Genomic DNA, 19,962 nt, shown 5'->3' with positions numbered 1-19,962 from the left:
TCACCGAAGACGAAATCGCCTTCATCGCCTCACGTGACAGCTTCTATATGGCATCGGTCTCCGAGACAGGTTGGCCCTACGTTCAACACCGTGGTGGAAAAGCCGGCTTCCTTAAAGTCGTCGATCAGCGCACGATGGCCTTCGCCGACTACCGGGGTAATCGCCAATACATCAGCGCCGGCAATTTTGCAGCCAACGATCGAGCCTGCCTGTTCTTGATGGATTATGTGCGGCGCGCACGGCTCAAAATTTATGCGTACGTGGAGCGACTGGCGCTTGATGCTGACCAGGAACTCACGGATCTGGTGTCCGACCCTACCTACAAAGGACGGGCGGAACGGATCTTCAAGCTTCGGCTTGAGGCGTTCGATTGGAATTGCCCACAGCACATCACCCCGCGCTACACCGAGCAGCAGGTTGAACAAGCTGTCGCTCCTCTTCGTGAGCAACTGCAGCGACTGGAAACCGAAAACGCGACTTTGCGCGCACGGTTGGAGAACCCTGAAAGATGACTGAAGCGCAATGACCACCCCTTCCACCTTTTACGTGAAACCGGCGTCGAGAAAGTTCGTCTTGCTGAAGACGGCTGGAACAGCCGCGACCCGGCGAGGGTCGCTCTGGCATATACGCTAGACAGCCAGTGGCGGAATCGTGCCGAGTTTGTCACCGGGAGGGAAGCAATCGTCGCGTTCCTTTCGGCAAAATGGCGGCGGAAGCTCGATTACCGTTTGATCAAGGAGCTCTGGGCGCTTAGCGACAATCGTATCGCCGTTAGCCTGTGTCTGTTCATCTGGCACTCAAAGGCGGCGGCTCAGGAGCCAGTCTTGATTTCCTTTTCTAAACGCTCCTTCCCAGCGAAGGAAGACGCAATTGAGGTCAAGGCCGTCTCGAGCCTAGATCTTGGCCACATGATTGGGCCTTCTGTGCGCAAATGCACGCTGGAGCGCTCCCCGCAACCGGCAGCTTGGGCCGATCCCACACCTCTGCACCGACGTTTCGGATGTCTGCTTCTGGCATTGACCGTCCTTAGCAACCGACGGTCCGCGTCCAATCCTTTAGCGCTCACTCGTCAATTTCCACTTCCGCTTCGCAGGCTACGGGCGCATTCAAAGGGATGGCCATGCCGATGGACGATCGGGCGTGGGCGCCAGCGTCAGGGCCGTATAGCTCCAGTATCAAATCGGAATAACCATTTGTGACCAGCGGGGTCTCATTGAAACCCGGAGCGACGTTCACCATTGCGAAGATGCGCAGCCAAGCCGTAACCCGATCGAGGTTTCCGACAGCCCGCTTGAGGCTTGCGAGATGAGCCAGGGCAACAAGCCGCGCTGACGCGTAACCCTCTTCAGGCGAAACCTCGGCCCCGACCTTGCCGAGGGGTTTTGCCAATGTCCCATCCCGGTTGCACGCGACGTGACCCGAAATGTAGGCGCGGGTGCCGCGCACCCGGACCCAGGCGAAAGGCATACGCAGCCCCTCGCGGACTTTCAGAGAGTCGGGCAGTTCCAGACCCATAGCGGTCAGACGTTGTTCGATAATGGCCATGGCGCACCTCCTGACCTGATTAGGGTACGATGTCGTCGAGCTCAGGCATCAGCACGACGCTCTCGTTCGCTGCGGGGTCGTTGCGGGCACCGAGGAACTCGGCGTTTTCCGTGCTGCGATTGACAGCCACGTGCGGAACACCGGCCGGAATGAACAGATAGTCGCCGGGGACGACCTTTTCGCACTGTTCGAGCTCGGCCCCGGACCAAATCTCGATCTCTTTGCCCGCGGTCATAAGAAGGGCTGTCTCGTGCCCCTGATGGCGATGGGCGCTGGTTCGTCTCCCTGCGGGTAACGAGATCACCCCGAGCCACAGCATGCTGGATCCGACGCTCTCCGCCGAGACTCCCGTGCGATAGACAGATCCCTGCTCGGCGATATAGCTGTCACTGCCGCGTACGATTTTCGCAGTTAATGCATGAGCATTATTCGGTTGCATCGCTTCGTTCTTCATCGTTCTCACCACCTCAGCTGCTGCATGGGAGCTGAATCTGCGCGCGGAGCCCGCCCGAGTCCTGAAACGAGGGCCGAAAAATTCCGAAAACTGCGAAATCGGGCGTATCATTCCAAAATCATGAACACCCAGCATCTTATATTCGGCCCCTTCGAGTTCATCACCGAGAACGGATGTCTTCTCCGTGACAATCGGCCTGTTGCCATCGGCGCCCGCGGCGCTTCGCTTCTTGCTGTTCTGCTCGCGGCAGATGGGCGTGTCGTCGCCAAGTCGGCGCTGATGGATGCCGTTTGGCCGGGGCTCGCCGTCGAGGAGAGTAATCTTTCTGTCCAGATTGCTGCCCTTCGCAAGCTGCTCGGCCCGGCATCAGACGGCGGCGACTGGATCATCACGGTCCCACGGGTCGGATACAGGTTTTCCGGTCCGGCAGAGAGCCGGACCGACGGATCTGATAGCGAAGGGCATGCTGAGGCGAGATCCAGCCCCGGGATTGCAGTGCTGCCTTTCGAGAATCTTGGAGGTGATGCCGAGAGACAATATCTAGCCGACGGTATCGCCGACGACCTGATCATGGCGCTCGCCCGGTTCCGATGGTTCCGAGTCGCATCGCGTGGGGCGAGTTTCGCAAGGAGGACGGGCCCTAGGGATCCGAAGTCTATCGCGCACGAACTTGGCGTTGATTTTCTGGTGGATGGAGCCATCCGGCATACAGGCGATCGGATGCGGATATCGGTTTACCTCGCCGACGTAATGAAGGGCGCCACCGTGTGGTGCGAACATTACGATCTTCAGGTGGCGGAGGTATTTGCGGTGCAGGACGCCATCGCCGAGCGGATCGCAGCGGCAGTCGAACCCGAACTGCTGTTGCGGCATGGACTTCAGGTTGCTCCGCACACCGGCAACGTGACCGCCTGGGACCTTGTACGGCAAGGTACATTCAATTTTCACAAGGTCACGCAGCCAACCCATCTTCTCGCTAGGCGATTCTTCCGAGAGGCCGCGGAGCTCGATCCCATGCTTCCAGAGGCGCAGATCTGGCGGGCGCGGGTCAACGCAGGCCTCATCGCCTATGGCTGGACAGAAAATCCCGCTGCGGACGGGAAGGAAGGACTCGATGCGGCCTTGCGGGCGATATATCTCGATGCCCGCAATCCGTATGCGCACTATGCGCTGGCGATTGTGTCGGCCTACACAGGCAGGGCTGACCAAGCGATCCTTGCAGCCGAGCGGTCCATCGAACTCGGTCCGAGCTTCGCCTTGGGGTATCTCGTCCTCGGCATGGCCCGTCTTTTCGTGGGCGATGCGGCCGGCGCGCGAAAGCCGATGGCTCGCGGCCTCGAACTCAACCCCCATGATCCGCAGAACGCGGTCTGGTTCAGTCTCTTAATGCTTGCGTTGTTCTTTTCGGGCGACGTCGAGGGCGCGCTTGACACGGGGCGTGCAGCGCTAAAGGCGCGGCCTGACTGGCCGGCGTTGCTGCGCATTGAGGCGTGCTGCCACAGGGCCTTGGGACATAGTGAGGAGGCTCGCCGCTGCTCTTTGGCTGCAGGCGATCTCCCGGAGCCTGCCGGCGATGCACTTGGTCCGTTCAGAGATGGCAACAAGGAATGGGCGATCCGCCTCGACGGCCTGCTGCGAGAGGCGGAACATCAAACGAGTGGTTCCGATCGTAACGCCATCTCTGAAGACTAGGCAAACGACCGTTTCCACCCTTGGCGACGTTCCTGCCGAGCAGAGCGGCAACGACCGAAACCGGTCGGCTCGAAACCTCGATCCGGATCGCTGAATGTCTGCTACCATCTGCTCTTTCGGCCATGCACAACAACACGGACAAGCACGACGCCCGTGGCATTGAACAAATTTGGAGAACAACATGGCATTCTTTGCTAAGGGACAGTTGATTGCTGCGGCCGGCGCCTTCGCCTTCTGCCTTTTATCGTGCGTTGCACAGGCGGCATCCTGCGGCAAAAGCGCTGCCGGATTTGAACAGTGGAAAGCGGAGTTTACCGAGACGGCAAAGGCCGCTGGCGTCAAGGAGAAGGGTCTCGCGGCGCTCGCCGGTGCAAAATACGCCGAAGGGACCATCCGGGCCGACCGCTCCATCAACAAGGCTTTCAGCGGCTCGGTCGACGACTTTATGAGACGACGCGGTGGGTCCGCGATTATTGCCAGGGGCCGTTCGCTCAAGACGGCGAATGCAGCACTTTTCGACAACATCGAGCGCAACTACGGCGTGCCCGCCGGGGTGCTGCTCGCCATCTGGGGTATGGAGACCAATTTCGGCGCCTCCATGGGCAACCAGAACACTGTTTCGGCCATCGTCACGCTCGCTTACGATTGCCGCCGCCCGCAATTTTTCGCGCCGCATGCCATCGCTGCGCTCAAGCTAATCGATAGCGGCGTGCTGAGTGCCGGCTCGGTAGGCGCCACGCACGGCGAGATCGGCCACACAGGGTTTCTGCCTGGGAATATCCTGAAATACGGCGTCGGAAACAGGAACATGCGCGACAAGAGCACCGCGCTCATGTCCACGGCCAATTTCCTCAGGGCGCAAGGCTGGCGGGCCGGCGGCGGCTATCAGGGCAATATGGGCGCCATCGCTGGCTGGAACTCCGCGAGTGTCTATCAGCAGGCGATCGCCAGAATCGGCGAGACTATCGACGGCAGCTAGATAATTATATCGAGTTTGGGGGGGACGATTACGGGCGATGGAACGCATTCATTTGGTGAGGCCAGCTTTACGCAGACCGTCCACAATGCGTTCGAAATCCGCAGGGTTCTTGTAGGGCAGCACTTTGCGCCTGTGCTCCAGGGAATAATCGGGATTGATCCGAAACACTTCCTCCCACTCCCCGCGCGCCTCCGCGAAGCGGCCCAAGTGACCATAGCTCGCGGCCAGCAACACACGTGAGATGTCGGTGCCAGGATTGCGGACAAGCCGGCGCTTCAGGATGACAACGGCCTCCTCGTACCTGCCCAGCTGGAACAGCGCTTGCGCGTGAAAGTGCAGAAAAATGTCGGGATAATATGGATTCAGGGCCATTGCCCGCTCGAAACAGATGAGGGCCTCGTCGGGCCTGCCCGCATAGTGAAGCGCGTTGCCGAGGGTCTCGTGGCCCTCGACAAGGTTGGGAGCAAGCGCGATTGCACGTTCAGCCTCCCGGATGGCCACGTCAATACGTCGCAGGTACAAACTGATGACGCCCAGCGCCCAATGTGCGTACGGATATCGGTCGTCAAGCGCCACCGCCTGCGTCGCGGACCAGCTCGCCTGTTCCAGCGATTTCGACGGCGATTCGCTCCACTGGTTGACGTAGGCCAGCCCGTGCGAAACGGCGAGGAACGCGTGTGCAGGGGCGAATTTCGGGTCCAGATCGATGGCGCGTTGCAACAATTGGCGGCCCAGAATGTTCTGCTCTCTCGTCAGCCGCCACATCTGTTCACGGCCCCGCAGGAAGCAGTCATAGGCTTCCAGATTTTGGGTCTGTTCGGTCGCGAGCCGCTGCTGGTCTCCTACCGCGAGCTTGAGTTCCAGAGCGCCGACGATCTGCTGCGTGACGTCATCCTGCACCGCGAAGATGTCGCTCAAGTCGCGATCGAAACGCTCAGCCCACTGATGGCCGCCAGTGATCGCATCGATGAGTTGCGCGGTGATCCTCACCTTATTGCCTGATTTGCGGACGCTCCCTTCCAGCACGTAGCGGACGTTGAGGCTGTGGCCCACCTCCTGCACGTTCACGTTCCGGCCTTTGAACGTAAACGAGGAGTTGCGAGCGATGACAAACAACTGCGACAACTTCGACAGAGCAGTGATGATATCTTCGGAGATGCCGTCGGCGAAGTACTCCTGCTCGGCATCGCCGCTCATGTTGACGAAGGGCAGCACGGCAATCGAGAGCTCCGGCGGCGATGCGGCCGGCGCACGAGCAACGGCGCCGGCGGTCACTGCTGGCTTTGCCTGCGCGGCGGCGCCAACCTGGAGCGAATAGATCCGGATTGGCTCGGCTATGTTCTTTAGATGCGTGTTGCCGAGATCGCTGACGGAGAGATCGAGTTTTGCCTTGACCTGGCGATAGGCGTCTTCGGACAGGCAAATCGCTCCAGGGGCCGCGATTCCCTCGAGGCGCGAGGCGATGTTGACGCCATCGCCCATCAGGTCGCCGTCGCTTTCCTCTACGACGTCCCCCAGATGGATGCCGATCCGGAACTCGATGCGCCGATCCTGCTGAACGCCGACATTGCGCTCGACCATGCCGTTCTGCACCTCGATGGCGCAGCGCACGGCATCGACAACGCTGCGGAATTCGACCAGCGCTCCGTCGCCGGTGCGCTTGATGACACGGCCATTGTGCACGGCGATGGTTGGATCGATCAGGTCGCTGCGCAGTGCCCGCAACCTTGCCAGGGTGCGATCTTCGTCCTCGCTGGCGAGCCGGCTGTATCCGACTACGTCGGCGGCCAGAATTGCGGCCAGCTTGCGGTTCTCACTCATGAGCCGTCCCTCATCTCCACGATAGCAGGAAGACAGAGACAGGGGAACTTCTTCCCGGAGCGATCTCGGCTGAGATCAATATCTCTGGTGCATCTGCGACCTACATCGTGTTCGCCGACGTTGTCTGCTTTCGGGCAGCAACGGCAAAGCTTGCCCCAGCGGCTGAGATGAGGGCGCGAAGCTGCCCGATGCTGTTTGGTCGATGAAAGTCCGCTAAGTATGACCTCAGACGAGCTGTCCCAGTGCTATCGTTCATGCGCTTTGCGTCGCGACGGGCCCCCTTTTTCACGGCTTTGACGTCGGCGGGTCTCTCTAATTTTCTTCCGTCTTACATATTCGGGTTGTCGCCTACGCCGCAAAGGCAAGCCTCGCTCCAACTCAGCCTTATAGATGTCGTTTCCAAGATCTTTGCCGGCACCGAGCCGCGCAGATATCGCTGTTGCGGAGTCGATCTTGGTGAAAGTCCTGATTGTCGTTCGGGGTCGGCTCCCCGTCGAAGGCATGAAGCGGCCGTCGCCCGGGCGCTCCGCGAGCGCGCGGTCTGGCTTTGAAATCATGATCAGCGCCATTCGTGTGTTCTCGCCCATTTCGCCTGACAGCGCGAACGCGTTGTTGACCAATGCAATGACCAAAAGCCACTGACCTGACCCGCTCGGAGACGATTCAATTGAACGGCATCAAACTCAGCATCTGCGTCCCGACCTATAATCGGGAGGCCTACCTTCGCAACGCGCTTGAGCATTGTGAAACCTACGACTTCGACTTCCCGTACGAGATCGTGATTTCGGATAATGCCTCGAGCGACAATACGAAGCAGGTCGTCGACGAGTTCATCGCGAGGGGTTTACCCATTCGCTATTTCCGCCGCGCCATCAACGGCGGCCCCTACAAGAATGTCGCAAGTGCCTTCCACCACGCGGTTGGGGAATATTCGATCTATCTTGCCGACGATGACTTCTTGATTCCAGACGGCGTAAAGGCAGCTGTAGCGTACCTCGACGCTCATTCCGACGTATCGGCATGTCACGCTTCGTGGTATCTGTACGATGAAATCGCGGATCGTGATCTCACCGCGTTCTACCAGGTCGACGAGGACATCAAGTTTGCCCGACATGAATTTGTCGAGGTCTTCAGGTTTATCTGTGAGAGGCACATTTTTCCTGAAATCGCCATCTATCGGTCGTCGGCACTTCGATCCACTTGGGTGCCACGTGATTTCTGCTTCTGCTACTTTGCTTATCTCGCACACGTTCTCGATCAAGGCGCCGTCGCCTTCTTGAAACAGCCCTTTTATCGCTCTGTCGCCGTGTCCAAATTGGCGCCCAACCGATCACAGACCGGCAATGAGGAAGTCATGGTGGCGTGGGACAAATATCGCGGCGGGCTCGAGTATTTCCTCTACATTGCCGCCAAGCGCGGGAAGCTCAACACGGGGCCGGAATCGCGCGCGATCTATGAGGAGATGTGCAGGATCTTTACCCTTAATCGTATGGCTGTTGCGATACGGTTTTGGGCGATACGGAAGGATTTCATCAAGGCTTACGAACTCTATACGCGCTTGGCGCTCGGCGGCATGAGCCACCATCCAGACGTCAAGACATTACGCGAATCCTTCCCGATGCTGGTTTCGATGCAGACCCTCGCCTATCAGGTCAATGCGACGGCCGGAATTGAACAGCTCATTCTCAGCGGAATGGCGGATCCGAATCTGATCTCCGAAATCCTTCGCGATGTCGGTTTGGAGCCACAGATCGAAATTACGACCGACCTCGAGACGCATGGTCCAGCTCGTATCGAAAATACCATCGTCTTTGCCGCCGATATGACGCGCCGCGACAAATTCCTTGAGCTTGGCTACAAGCCCAATTTGATCTTCATCGAAAGCGACTTGACGCAGCACATTCTCATTTGAGGCAGTGGCTGTACAAGAGCGCAGAGCTTGCGCCTGAGCACGGCCGTTCAAAGGAACGGCCGTTCCACTGACGGGCCGGTTCACCGGGCCGGTGCGGCGTCGTGAACACGAAGTTGAACGCGTCGTGAGCCCTGGTAGTGGTCTGCGCCAAGCGAGCCTGCAACGTGCAAGCTGGAGCCCCTTGAATTCAGCAACAGGTTGCCGAGTTGGGTATCAGCCGCTCGAAAGGCTATTCCGTCGAGACGGGCACCGTCCATGGCTTCGAGCGTCACCTTCACATGTTTCTCGCCGACCAGGCGGGAATCGCGAAGGCGATGAGCGGGAACGGCAAAAAGCGGCTGAGAATGACCAGAGCCGTAAGGCCCTGCCGTCTCGAGGCGATCAATCAGATCGATGGTTGCACCGCTGGCGGCAATCGCGCCGTCTATCTTCAGTGTCTCGTTTGCCACAAGCGCTGCGACGGTCTTTTCGGCGCGTTCGTCAAAAAAGCTGCGCAGAAGACCCAGCTTGTCGCGCTCAACCGTGAGGCCGGCAGCCATGGCGTGACCACCGCCCTTGACCAGCAAACCCTCGTCCACAGCCGCGCGTACCATTTTTCCCATATCGAAGCCATTGATGGAACGCCCTGAGCCAGTGCCCTTGCCGGACGGATCGAAGGCAATTGCAAAGGCCGGGCGCTTGAACCGCTCTTTGAGACGGGCGGCGATAAGGCCGACAATGCCGGGATGCCACTTCTCTTGCGCTGTGACAATGACCGAGGCCCCCTCGCCGTCCCCATATTCCGCCATCGCCTCGGCCTCCGCCTCCTGAAGCATCGCGGCTTCCATCGCTTGCCGGTCGCGATTGAGGTCATCAAGCTGCTGCGCGATCATCTCGGCCTGGCCCGGATCATCGAGGGTGAGGAGGCGGCTGCCGAGCGCGGCGTCACCGATGCGTCCACCCGCATTGATACGCGGGCCGATCAGGAAGCCGAAATGATAGGGCGTTACCGGCCCGGCAAGGCCGGCTTTGCGAAACAGCGCCGACAGGCCCGCATTGCCCTGATGGCGTGCAGCGATCAGGCCCTTGACCACATAGGCTCGGTTCAGGCCCTTGAGAGGGACGACATCGCAAACGGTCGCAAGGGCGACAATATCCAGCCATTGCAGCATGTCGATCGATCTGGCACGCGGATCTCCCGCCTCTCGCATCAGTCGCAACGTTGCAACGAGCACAAGGAATACGACACCGGCAGCACAAAGATGTCCCTGCCCGGAAAGATCGTCCTCGCGGTTCGGATTGACCAGCGCATGGCAGGGCGGCAAATCATGTGTCACCTGATGGTGATCAATAACCACGACGTCGACGTTGCGCCTCGCCGCTTCGACCAGTGCATCATGGCTCGTCGATCCGCAATCGACGGTCACGATCAGCCGTGCGCCATTGTCGATCAGGTTGCTGATCGCCGCAGCATTGGGGCCATATCCCTCGAAAATGCGGTCGGGAATATAGATCTCAGCCTTGACGCCAAAGTGTTTGAGAAAACGGAACATGAGGGCCGACGAGGAAGCCCCGTCAACATCGTAGTCGCCGAAAATCGCCACCTTCTGCTGGCTGCGGATCGCTTCGGCAAGCCGCTGGGCCGCCCTCTCACAATCAGTCAGGGTATAAGGATCGGGCATCAGGCCACGAAGCGTTGGGTCGAGAAACTCCAAAGCCTCATCGACGGTAACACCACGACCGGCGAGAACGCGTGCAATGAGCTCCGGCAGCCCATGCACCTGGGACATGGCGAGCGCCCGGTTCTGACCGGCTTGGTCCAGGCGCGATATCCAACGATTGTCCAAGATGGACTTCTCGACGCCCAGAAAAGCACGCTGTACCGGATCGGCCGGAATCTCCATCTCGTCTGCTGCCCTCATCGCTTGTCACCACCCCGAGACCGGGTGATATCGGCAGCTTTAAGCGGCTTGGCGCGGCCGCACAACGATTTTGGACAAGACATGCGACGTTAGCTGTGGATGCGCGCTGCAGATCTGCCGGGGCACCCCTCGTAACGCCAATATTCTAAAAGCCAGGAGACTTTTCAGTCTTCCTTCGGCCGCTCAATGCGGATCACCTGCGGTTCACCGACATGGTAGCCCTCGTCCTTGATCGCGGCGACCGCCTTGCGAACGGATTCCTCCGTCGTCGCGTGGGTTACCATGATGATCGTCTGGTGATGCGAGGGCGCCAGATGCTGTTTCGAGCGCTGGACGATCGATTCCAGCGAGATATGGTTTTCCGCCATGTGGGTGGCGACGCTTGCGAACACGCCCGTACGGTCGAGCACGGTCAGGCGAATGAAGTATCCGCCTTCGTGGCTCCGCATCTGCGCCTTGCGGTAGGGTTCGAGCGACTTGGCGGGGTGGCCGAGGACGGGCACGCGCTGGGCGCCGGGACGGCTCTTTGCGATGTCGGCGATATCACCGAGAACGGACGAAGCCGTCGCGTTGCCGCCCGCACCGGGGCCGACCATCAGCAGTTCACCGAGAACATCGGACTCGATCGCAACGGCATTTGTCACGCCGTCGACCTGCGCAATCACGGAATCGACGGGCACCATGGTGGGATGCACGCGCTGCTCGATGCCGGTATCCGTCCGCTGTGCAACGCCGAGCAGCTTGATGCGGTAGCCGAGATCGGCTGCGGCGTGGATGTCTTCGATCGAGATGTTGGTGATGCCTTCGAGATAGATATCGTCGGCCGCAATCTGGTTTCCAAAGGCAAGTGTCGTGAGAATGGAAAGCTTGTGGGCGGTGTCGTTGCCCTCGATGTCGAAGGCTGGATCAGCTTCTGCATAGCCGAGGCGCTGCGCTTCCTTCAGGCAGTCGGCAAAGGACAGGCCTTCCTTCTCCATCTTCGTCAGGATGTAATTGCAGGTGCCGTTCATGATCCCGTAGATGCGGGAAATCGTGTTACCCGTCAGTGATTCGCGCAGCGCCTTGATGACAGGAATGCCGCCGGCAACCGCTGCCTCGAAGTTCAGCAGCGCGCCCTTGTCTTCAGCGATCGTCGCCAGTTCAACGCCATGATAGGCAAGCAGGGCCTTGTTTGCTGTCACCACATGGAGACCACGCTCAAGCGCCGCGCGCACCGAACTATTGGCGGGGCCATCGACACCGCCCATGAGCTCCACGAAGACGTCGATGTCGCCCTTCTGCGCCAGATCTTCGGGCCGGTCGAACCATTCGATGCCACCAACGTCGATACCACGATCCTTGGTCTTGTCACGGGCGGAAACCCCCGTAATCAGGATCGGGCGCCCACATGTTGCGGCAAGCTCGTTGCTGCGCTGCTGAATGATACGGACAAGCGAAGCACCAACGGTGCCCAAGCCCGCAATGCCGATTTTGAGGGCATCTGCCATGGATCGATCCTGAAATGTGTCATGAAGGACAGCCGCCTGAGCGGCTGCCGTTGAGGGATTATATCAGCGATGTGCGTTGAGCGAGATGACGTTGTGCATCGTCTCGTCGGCCGTCGACATGAACTTCTTGATGTTGCGGGCTGCCTGGCGGATGCGATGTTCGTTTTCGACCAGCGCAAGACGCACGTAGTCATCACCCATTTCGCCGAACCCAATGCCTGGCGCAACCGCCACGTCGGCCTTCTCGACGAGGAGCTTGGAAAACTCCAGAGAACCGAGATGTCGGAACTTCTCCGGGATCTTCGCCCAGGCAAACATCGTCGCCGCCGGTGGTGGCACCTCAAAGCCCGCCTTGCCGAAAGTATCCACCATGACGTCACGGCGGCGCTTGTAGACGTTACGGACTTCCGCGATATCGGAGCCATCACCGTTCAGCGCATGCGTTGCCGCAACCTGGATCGGCGTGAACGCACCGTAATCGAGGTAGGATTTAACGCGCGTCAGCGCCGCGATCAGGCGCTCGTTGCCGACGGCAAAGCCCATGCGCCAGCCCGGCATCGAGAAGGTCTTCGACATCGAGGTGAACTCGACCGTCACATCCATCGCGCCAGGAACTTCGAGAACCGACGGAGGCGGCTCGCCTTCGAAGTAGATCTCGGAATAGGCTAGGTCGGAAAGCACGATAATGTCATGCTTCTTGGCGAAGGCAATGACGTCCTTGTAGAAGTCCAGCGTTGCAACAAAAGCCGTCGGGTTCGACGGATAGTTGAGAATCAGCGCCAGCGGCTTCGGAATCGAGTGACGGACCGCACGCTCCAGCGGCGGGAAGAAGCTCTCGTCCGGTTCGACCGACATCGACCGGATGACACCGCCTGCCATCAGGAAGCCGAAAGCGTGAATCGGATAGGTCGGGTTCGGGCAAAGGATCACGTCGCCTGGCGCAGTGATTGCCTGCGCCATGTTGGCGAAGCCTTCCTTTGAGCCTAGCGTGGCTACGACCTGGGTGTCCGGGTTGAGCTTCACGCCAAAGCGGCGGGCGTAGTAGGCGGCCTGGGCCCGGCGAAGACCGGGAATGCCCTTGGACGACGAATAGCGATGCGTGCGCGGATCCTGGACGACTTCGCAGAGCTTGTCGACGATCGCCTTCGGGGTCGGAAGGTCAGGGTTTCCCATGCCGAGATCGATGATATCGGCCCCGCCCGCTCGCGCGCTTGCTTTCAAACGGTTGACCTGTTCGAAAACGTAAGGCGGCAAACGCCGGACTTTGTGAAACTCTTCCATTTCTTTCCCCACGGAAATGCGGCCACCATGACCGCGCTCGAAGTTCGTCCCAATCCCCGGCTGTTCGCGATACGAACTTCAGAATCACAAACGCCGTATTCATCAGACTTGCGTCGCACGGCATTTCTTTGACGGAAAACCGTGCAGGCCGTGCATTATCGGGAAAAATTCATCTTCCGCTACAGCAGGAAGGCTTTGCTTCCAAATCGCAGCGAAGGCAAGGCCTAATTGGCGATTTCCGAGAGCGTTTCGGCGCCGTGCTCGGCCGCAAGCTTGCGGAATTCCGCAACGCGGCGCTGGTACTCGGCTTCCGAAATCGTGCCGGCCTTGCGCTGGGCGGCGAGTGCCGTCAGCTTCTTTTGGAGCCCGCCGGCCTCTTCGTCGCCCATCTGGACGTTTGCGGCCGTCAGTGGAGCACCGAATCCTGGATACCCGTCCTTATAATGAGACAGGCCGCTCTGTGTCGGCGCCTCGCCCTTTGTCGCGTTCATGACAACCGGTGTCGGTGCCGCTTGCCTGGCCGCGAACGCGGCCTTTTCCGCAGGCGTTTCCATGCATCCGGCCAGCATCGTCGCCGCGGCGGCGCTAATGAGCGCGATGCGGGTCACGTTTGCGATGGTGCGAATGCCGTTTTTCGTCATGTGCCAGAGGTCCCAAATCCTGCGGTGCTTCGACTGTTAAATTCGTCGCCGCCACAAAGCAATAGCACGAGCGGGCGTCAGCGGAACTTGTTTTATCGATCTTTCCAGATGTACAACTCGATTTGCAGGAACATGCTGCCGCCGGAGGAGACGCGTGACCGACAGCAAGCAGGAATACGGCGACAAGGCAAAGAGCCAGGGCTTCAACGCAAAGGACCTGGATCCCTACCTCATGAAAGACCCCGAGGCGATGGCGATCAATTTCGCCCGTGCGCTCGAGAATCTCGGCAAGGCGGCGACCGCTTGGCTCGCGCCACGCGAGCGCGGTGAAATCGCCGAGAATACTGCAGAGCCGGTGACCGACATGGTCAAGACTCTCTCCAAGGTCACCGAATACTGGATGTCGGATCCGCGCCGCACCTTCGAGGCGCAGACACAGCTGATGAGCAGCTACTTCGGCATCTGGATGCGCTCAATGCAGCGCATGCAGGGCGAGACGCCGGCTGAAGAGCCGGACCGCAAGGACAAGCGCTTTGCCGATGAGGACTGGCAAAAGAACCCGTTCTTCGACTTCCTGAAGCAGGTTTACCTGATTACCGCCGATTGGGCCGAGAAGATGGTGGCCGAAACCGACGGGCTTGACGAACACACGAAACACAAGGCTGGCTTCTATGTGAAGCAAATCACGGCCGCACTCTCGCCGACCAATTTTGTTGCCACCAACCCGCAGCTCTACCGAGAAACCATCGCGACCAGCGGTGAAAATCTGGTGCGCGGCATGAAAATGCTCGCCGAAGATATTGTCGCCGGCCACGGCGACCTAAAGCTTCGCCAGACCGACATGACGAAATTCGCCGTCGGTCGCGACATGGCGCTGACGGCAGGCAAGGTGATCGCGCAGAACGAGATCTGCCAGATCATCCAATATGAGCCGACGACAGAGACGGTGTTGAAGCGCCCTCTCCTCATCTGCCCGCCGTGGATCAACAAGTTCTACATCCTCGACCTCAACCCCCAGAAATCATTTATCAAATGGTGCGTCGACCAGGGGCAGACCGTTTTCGTAATCTCCTGGGTCAATCCCGACGCGCGCCACGCTCAAAAGGATTGGGCCGCCTATGCGCGCGAAGGAATCGACTTTGCCCTCGATACGATCGAGAAAGCGACGGGCGAGAAGGAAGTGAACGCCATTGGCTATTGCGTCGGCGGCACACTGCTTGCCGCAACGCTGGCGCTGCATGCCAAGGAGAAAAACAAGCGGATCAAGACCGCCACCCTTTTTACGACGCAGGTGGATTTTACCTATGCCGGCGACCTCAAGGTCTTCGTCGACGAGGAGCAGTTGCGACGGCTTGAAGCTCATATGGAGGAGATTGGCTATCTCGACGGCTCGAAGATGGCGACCGCCTTCAACATGCTGCGAGCCTCGGAACTGATCTGGCCCTATTTCGTCAACAACTACCTGAAGGGCCAGGATCCGATGCCCTTCGACCTGCTCTTCTGGAACGCTGATTCCACGCGCATGGCGGCGGCAAACCACGCCTTCTACTTGCGCAACTGCTATCTCAGGAACGCATTGACCGCGAACGAGATGATCCTCGACGGGCAAAAGCTGTCCCTGAAGGACGTCAAGATCCCGATCTACAATCTCGCAACCCGCGAAGACCATATCGCGCCGGCGAAGTCGGTGTTCCTCGGCAGCCAGTTCTTCGGCGGCAAGGTCGATTTCGTGCTGGCGGGCTCGGGCCATATCGCTGGCGTCGTCAACCCGCCGGACAAGAAGAAATACCAATACTGGACGGGCGGCGCCGTGAAAGGCGACTACGAGACATGGCTCACGGAAGCCACCGAGAATGCCGGCTCGTGGTGGCCACACTGGCAGGCCTGGATCGAAGCGAAGGACAACAAGCGTGTACCGTCCCGAAAGCCCGGCGGTGCTGCGCTTAACGCCATCGAAGAGGCCCCGGGAAGCTATGTCATGGAGCGAACCTGAGGCGCTCGAAACCGTCGCGGCTCTATTACTCCAGGAAGATCAGGCTGGCCGGGGACGGCGGCAGCGGCTTCGTCTCGATGGCGCGAAAACCAGCCGATTTGGCCATTTCGGTAAGCTCCCGCTCGGTATAGGCGTCCCCTTTCGGAGTCGTGGCCAGCATGACAAAAGCAAAAGCCGCCGGGAACTCGGGCGATACGCGGTCCTCGTTCGGAACGAACTCGACAATCGCCGCCCGGCCTTCCGGCACGAGGCTAGCACGTGCTTTCTTCAACAGCGTGACGCAGCCATCTCGATCGAAGTGATGGAGGAAGTTCGGCAGCAGGATAAGGTCATAGCCACTGCCCCAATCGACCTCGAAAGCGCTGCCCGGACAGAAGGTGAAGCGCTCGGCGACGCCTGCTTTGGTCGCATTCTCTTCTGTCACTGTGAGAACCGGCTTCCAATCGATAGCAACTACACTGGCCGACGGCGACACCTTGGCGATCTCTATACCGAATGCGCCGGGACCGGCCGCGATATCCAGCACCTTGCTTGGCAGCTTTGACCACGTCGCTACGTCAGATGCCAAGGCCTTTGCGCTTGCGCCGGTAAACGCACCCATGGCACGGGCAAACTTGACCCAAATCGGATTGTCCGGTGCCACGTTGGCCAAACCGACGGAGCCACCATTGCGAACAAAGGCAGCCGGGTTTTCGAAGAACAAAGAAAGCATCTGCGGCGAAGCCACGAAATCGATCGCCGCTCCCATATAGGCCGGAGAGCGCTTGTCGAGAAACGCCTGGCTCGACTGTGTCAACGCGTAATTCTCGCCGCTCTTCGTCAAAAAGCCCGAAACCACCAGAAAGTCTCAAAGAATGCGCACTCCGCGCTCGGCGCAATCGAGCTCCGACGCGAGCATCGCCGCCGTGCGAGCTTGGCCGCCAAACTTCGTGAAAAGATCGAATTCGATTGCGGCCTTCATTGCCGCCGTTTTTTGAAAAGCAAACATTGCATCGACCAGCAACGCTGGCGTGATTTCATCATGAACCAATTGTGTCGAAGACATCGTTCTCCCTCCCAAGGCAGAGCCACCCGACGGAAGGCATTCATAGCACGATCCACATTCCTCGGCACGAAGAAGCAGGCAAAATCCGGCCGCGCGCGGAGCCATGCCGAACAAGCTCTGCATTCAAATTCGTACGGCGCGAGCGATCATGTAAAGGAATTGGTTACCATAATTCGTCATGCTCTCAGCTAACCGGACATATTAGCAAAGCCGCAATTTGGCCCCGATGCTCCTATACCGGCCCCGGCGAACAAAATTATCAATCTGTCAGTACCGCCGGCCTTGTAACGAGTTGTGAAAGACAAGTGTTATGGCGTTTGCGGTCGATGTTTTTGCCAATACCAGGCCCATAGGTACGTCCATTTCTCGCTTCGGTCGCTCTTTCCATTTTCTCTCAGGTGCAGCTCTTATCGGTGCGGGGTTTGCCGCTTCGGCGTGGATCGTCGCCACGGTCGCGACCATGCACATGGTCGCACCGGCCCCGCATCCGAGCGCAGGACGGCTTGCCGACCCGGCGCTCGCCCCTGCAGCGATTGCCAAAGCCAAGCCTGAACAGCGCCTCGTTCACATCAAGAAATTCTCGCGCTTGCGAATGAGCACGGAAAGCGAGTTGGCGCAGGCAAAGGGTGTGCGCGTGGCCGCTCCCTCGGCGGCGATCGCAGCAGCATTCATCGGGCAGTCCGAACCTCTCGCTCTTTCTGAAGGCTCTCCGAGCAAGCAGCCGGCAGTGGTTGCCGCAGCAACCGCGCCTTCCCCGCCAACGCGTTCGATCAAGGACGACGCCGTCACGGCGACACTCGTTGCTGTTGCCTCGGCTGATCGCATCATCATTCCCTCGAAAGAAGAGGTTTTAGCCGCGGAAGGACCTGCCCTGCTGGCGCTTGCCGCAAGGCCCGCTGACGCCATCAAGGGACAGGTTCCTCCCGCTGCGGCCAAGCCCGGTCCGGTCGACATTGCCAGTCTTGCGTCTCCCGCGCCGACTGTGCCGTTGGCTCCCGTCGCTAGTCAGGCGTTCGATCTCGTCCTGAGCGGCAGCGATACCTCGATCCCATTGCCGATGGCCCGGCCCGATGGTCTCACCAAGCGAACGACGCCTGGTGATCGCAGTGCTCCGGCGGAACCCGTGTTGGCCTATGCCCGCCCGGATGCTGGAGCTTCCGACGATGACGACGACGCAATGCCGACCGTGAAAAAGGGACTTTCAGCCCCCGTCGCGCGCAATGGGGTCGCGGTTTATGACATTTCCGCCAACATGGTCTACCTCCCCAACGGCGAACGACTGGAAGCCCATTCCGGCCTCGGCGCGATGCGCGACAACCCGCGTTACGTGCATGCCAAGAACCGCGGACCAACCCCGCCGCACACCTACAATCTGACGATGCGTGAAAGCCTCTTCCATGGCGTCGAGGCTATCCGCCTCAACCCCGTTGGCGGTGCCGGCTACGTCTACAACCGCGTCGGCCTTTTGGCACATACCTATATGCTCGGCGCCCGCGGCGACTCCAATGGCTGCGTATCCTTCAGGGACTACAAGCGCTTCCTCGCCGCCTTCAAACGGGGACAGATCCGTCAGTTGGTGGTGGTCACCAGCATGCCGAACAAGCCAACGTCCACCTTCGCCTCGCTATTCTCGTCGCGTTCCTAATCCGGACGCCGGATACGGAAGCTTCCGCATCAGGGATCGCAGGAAATCGTCTCGCGCCACAGCGGCGCAGCGGCAATGGTGCGTCGAGTGTGGCTCGCCTGTATGGTACACAGGGTCGGCGGAGGCGGCCAAGCGATGGTCCGCGGCTGCAGCGAGGCCGGAGTTGCCGGAATAGACCGCGAACCGCGCGGTGGGAGCCGAGGTGACATGCAGGACCAAGCCACGGGCACAGAGCATCGCTAGAGGCGAATGCACGTGCGGCCCGCAGAAAACTGCCGTGCCGGTTCAACGCAACCGCTAGCCAGAAATAACATTCGACCCATTGATCGCGATGGACGAACCCGGCATAGCTGCATTATGTACCAGAATGACAATTCTAAGGGCCTGCAATGGTGAATTATATCGAAGCCTCTTCCGCGCCATCGAAGAATACCGGCGCAATCAGGCTCTACGGTCCTGAAGCTTTCGAGGGAATGCGGAAGGCTTGCCAGGTGACCGCACGTTGCCTTGACGAACTCGCCTCCATCGTGAGGCCGGGCTTGCCAACAGATGCAATCGATCGCCTTGTGTTCGAATTCGGCATGGACAATGGGGCGATCCCGGCGACCCTTAACTATCGTGGATACACGAAATCGACCTGTACCTCGATTAATCACGTCGTCTGCCATGGTATTCCAGATGCAAAGCCGTTGCGCGAAGGTGATATCGTCAACATCGACGTCACGTACGTAGTTGATGGCTGGCACGGCGATTCAAGCCGCATGTATCCGGTCGGAACCATCAAGCGCGCAGCCGAGCGGTTACTTGAGGTAACCTACGAATCGCTCCTGCGCGGCATATCGGCAGTGCGGCCCGGCGCCCGCACCGGCGCGATCGGAGAAGCAATTCAGACTTACGCCGAAGCCGAGCGTTGTTCCGTCGTGCGCGACTTCTGCGGTCACGGGGTTGGCGCGCTGTTCCACGACTCCCCGAATATTCTTCATTATGGCCGCGCCAACGAAGGACCGGAGTTGCGCGAAGGCATGATCTTCACCATCGAGCCGATGATCAACCTCGGCAGGCCGCATGTGAAGGTGCTCGCCGACGGCTGGACTGCCGTCACACGCGACCGCTCGCTTTCGGCCCAATACGAACATACGGTCGGCGTGACTTCCGACGGCTGCGAGATATTCACGCTTTCGCCCGGTGGTCTCGACCGCCCCGGCCTTCCACCGTTGAACCGATGAACGCTTGGTGACAAACGGGCCTGTTTCGCGTTCCGACGACGCCGAACTGCCCTTCGTGCCAGCGCCGCAAGCGAACGCTCGTTCTTTGCGGAACACGCCGCCAAGAAGAGGGCGTCGGTCCTTTTATGACACTGCTTGCTTAGAAGCGTCGCGGCCATCGGCGCGATATCGGGACCTGAACGTTGTCCGGTTGGAGAACTTGCGCCGTTCGTCCAGGCCAAATGTCATTGTCGAGGAGAGAAGACGGCTTACGCCGCCTCCCCTTCGGGCTGCAGATGGTGCAGGTAGCTGACGGCGCGCTGCGCGTGGCTGGCGGCGGCAAAGATCGCCCGCGTGTCGC

The 19,962-nt window shown here is 59.7% G+C and carries 14 protein-coding genes and 2 pseudogenes; 8 read left to right on the top strand and 8 right to left on the bottom strand.

Annotation, left to right across the window (positions count from 1 at the left end; all coding sequences use genetic code 11):
• On the top strand, positions 1–512 hold a 512-nt coding region (locus BN77_RS12610; protein ID WP_040677111.1), incomplete at its 5' end, for a pyridoxamine 5'-phosphate oxidase family protein.
• A gap of 14 nt (positions 513–526) precedes the next feature.
• Positions 527–797, top strand: a pseudogene (locus tag BN77_RS32090) (DUF1348 family protein); the annotation flags it as partial.
• A gap of 265 nt (positions 798–1,062) precedes the next feature.
• Here the strand turns inward: BN77_RS32090 and BN77_RS12605 are convergent.
• A complete protein-coding gene (locus BN77_RS12605) occupies positions 1,063–1,545 on the bottom strand; it encodes a RidA family protein (RefSeq protein WP_007532330.1) in 483 nt (160 codons plus the stop codon).
• A 19-nt stretch (positions 1,546–1,564) separates the two neighbouring features.
• The gene (locus BN77_RS12600) at positions 1,565–1,999 is read right to left on the bottom strand and encodes a cupin domain-containing protein (RefSeq protein ID WP_007532329.1); all 435 of its coding nucleotides are present in this window, start codon (positions 1,997–1,999) and stop codon (positions 1,565–1,567) included.
• A 120-nt stretch (positions 2,000–2,119) separates the two neighbouring features.
• Here BN77_RS12600 and BN77_RS12595 point away from each other — a divergent pair, with 120 nt between their 5' ends.
• Positions 2,120–3,691: a winged helix-turn-helix domain-containing tetratricopeptide repeat protein gene (locus tag BN77_RS12595; RefSeq protein WP_007532327.1), complete on the top strand. Its 1,572-nt coding sequence runs from the start codon at positions 2,120–2,122 to the stop codon at positions 3,689–3,691.
• A gap of 181 nt (positions 3,692–3,872) precedes the next feature.
• Positions 3,873–4,670: a lytic murein transglycosylase gene (locus BN77_RS12590; protein ID WP_007532325.1), complete on the top strand. Its 798-nt coding sequence runs from the start codon at positions 3,873–3,875 to the stop codon at positions 4,668–4,670.
• A gap of 48 nt (positions 4,671–4,718) precedes the next feature.
• On the opposite strand, the gene BN77_RS12585 is transcribed toward BN77_RS12590, so the two are convergent.
• Positions 4,719–6,491 carry an adenylate/guanylate cyclase domain-containing protein gene (locus tag BN77_RS12585; protein ID WP_007532323.1) on the bottom strand — a complete coding sequence of 591 codons (1,773 nt, stop codon included), beginning with the start codon at positions 6,489–6,491 and terminating at the stop codon, positions 4,719–4,721.
• A 667-nt stretch (positions 6,492–7,158) separates the two neighbouring features.
• Here BN77_RS12585 and BN77_RS12575 point away from each other — a divergent pair.
• Positions 7,159–8,403 carry a glycosyltransferase family 2 protein gene (locus BN77_RS12575; RefSeq protein ID WP_007532319.1) on the top strand — a complete coding sequence of 415 codons (1,245 nt, stop codon included), beginning with the start codon at positions 7,159–7,161 and terminating at the stop codon, positions 8,401–8,403.
• A gap of 80 nt (positions 8,404–8,483) precedes the next feature.
• Here BN77_RS12575 and recJ read toward each other — a convergent pair whose 3' ends face one another.
• From recJ to BN77_RS12555, 4 genes are all read right to left on the bottom strand, one after another.
• Positions 8,484–10,286: a single-stranded-DNA-specific exonuclease RecJ gene (gene recJ / locus BN77_RS12570; protein ID WP_040677106.1), complete on the bottom strand. Its 1,803-nt coding sequence runs from the start codon at positions 10,284–10,286 to the stop codon at positions 8,484–8,486.
• 182 nt (positions 10,287–10,468) lie between these two features.
• On the bottom strand, positions 10,469–11,791 hold the full coding sequence (locus BN77_RS12565) for a homoserine dehydrogenase (protein WP_007532315.1): 1,323 nt from the start codon (positions 11,789–11,791) through the stop codon (positions 10,469–10,471).
• Positions 11,792–11,854: 63 nt separating this feature from the next.
• The gene (locus tag BN77_RS12560) at positions 11,855–13,072 is read right to left on the bottom strand and encodes an LL-diaminopimelate aminotransferase (protein ID WP_007532313.1); all 1,218 of its coding nucleotides are present in this window, start codon (positions 13,070–13,072) and stop codon (positions 11,855–11,857) included.
• A 224-nt stretch (positions 13,073–13,296) separates the two neighbouring features.
• A complete protein-coding gene (locus BN77_RS12555) occupies positions 13,297–13,713 on the bottom strand; it encodes a gas vesicle protein GvpG (protein ID WP_007532311.1) in 417 nt (138 codons plus the stop codon).
• Positions 13,714–13,867: 154 nt separating this feature from the next.
• On the opposite strand from BN77_RS12555, the gene phaC reads away from it, so the two are divergent.
• On the top strand, positions 13,868–15,706 hold the full coding sequence (gene phaC, locus BN77_RS12550; protein WP_007532309.1) for a class I poly(R)-hydroxyalkanoic acid synthase: 1,839 nt from the start codon (positions 13,868–13,870) through the stop codon (positions 15,704–15,706).
• 25 nt (positions 15,707–15,731) lie between these two features.
• Here phaC and BN77_RS12545 read toward each other — a convergent pair.
• A pseudogene (locus BN77_RS12545) lies at positions 15,732–16,751 on the bottom strand (methyltransferase).
• Positions 16,752–17,061: 310 nt separating this feature from the next.
• On the opposite strand from BN77_RS12545, the gene BN77_RS12540 reads away from it, so the two are divergent.
• Together BN77_RS12540 and map are read left to right on the top strand one after the other, a co-directional pair.
• Positions 17,062–18,396, top strand: a complete 1,335-nt coding sequence (locus BN77_RS12540; RefSeq protein WP_007532304.1) for a DUF2778 domain-containing protein — start codon at positions 17,062–17,064, stop codon at positions 18,394–18,396.
• Positions 18,397–18,785: 389 nt separating this feature from the next.
• Positions 18,786–19,622, top strand: a complete 837-nt coding sequence (gene map / locus BN77_RS12535; protein ID WP_007532300.1) for a type I methionyl aminopeptidase — start codon at positions 18,786–18,788, stop codon at positions 19,620–19,622.
• The last annotated feature ends 340 nt before the right edge of the window (positions 19,623–19,962 follow it).

It is taken from the genome of Rhizobium mesoamericanum STM3625, from assembly GCF_000312665.1.
GTDB classification, from domain to species: domain Bacteria; phylum Pseudomonadota; class Alphaproteobacteria; order Rhizobiales; family Rhizobiaceae; genus Rhizobium; species Rhizobium mesoamericanum.
This window is presented reverse-complemented; position numbering and strand designations above follow the sequence as displayed.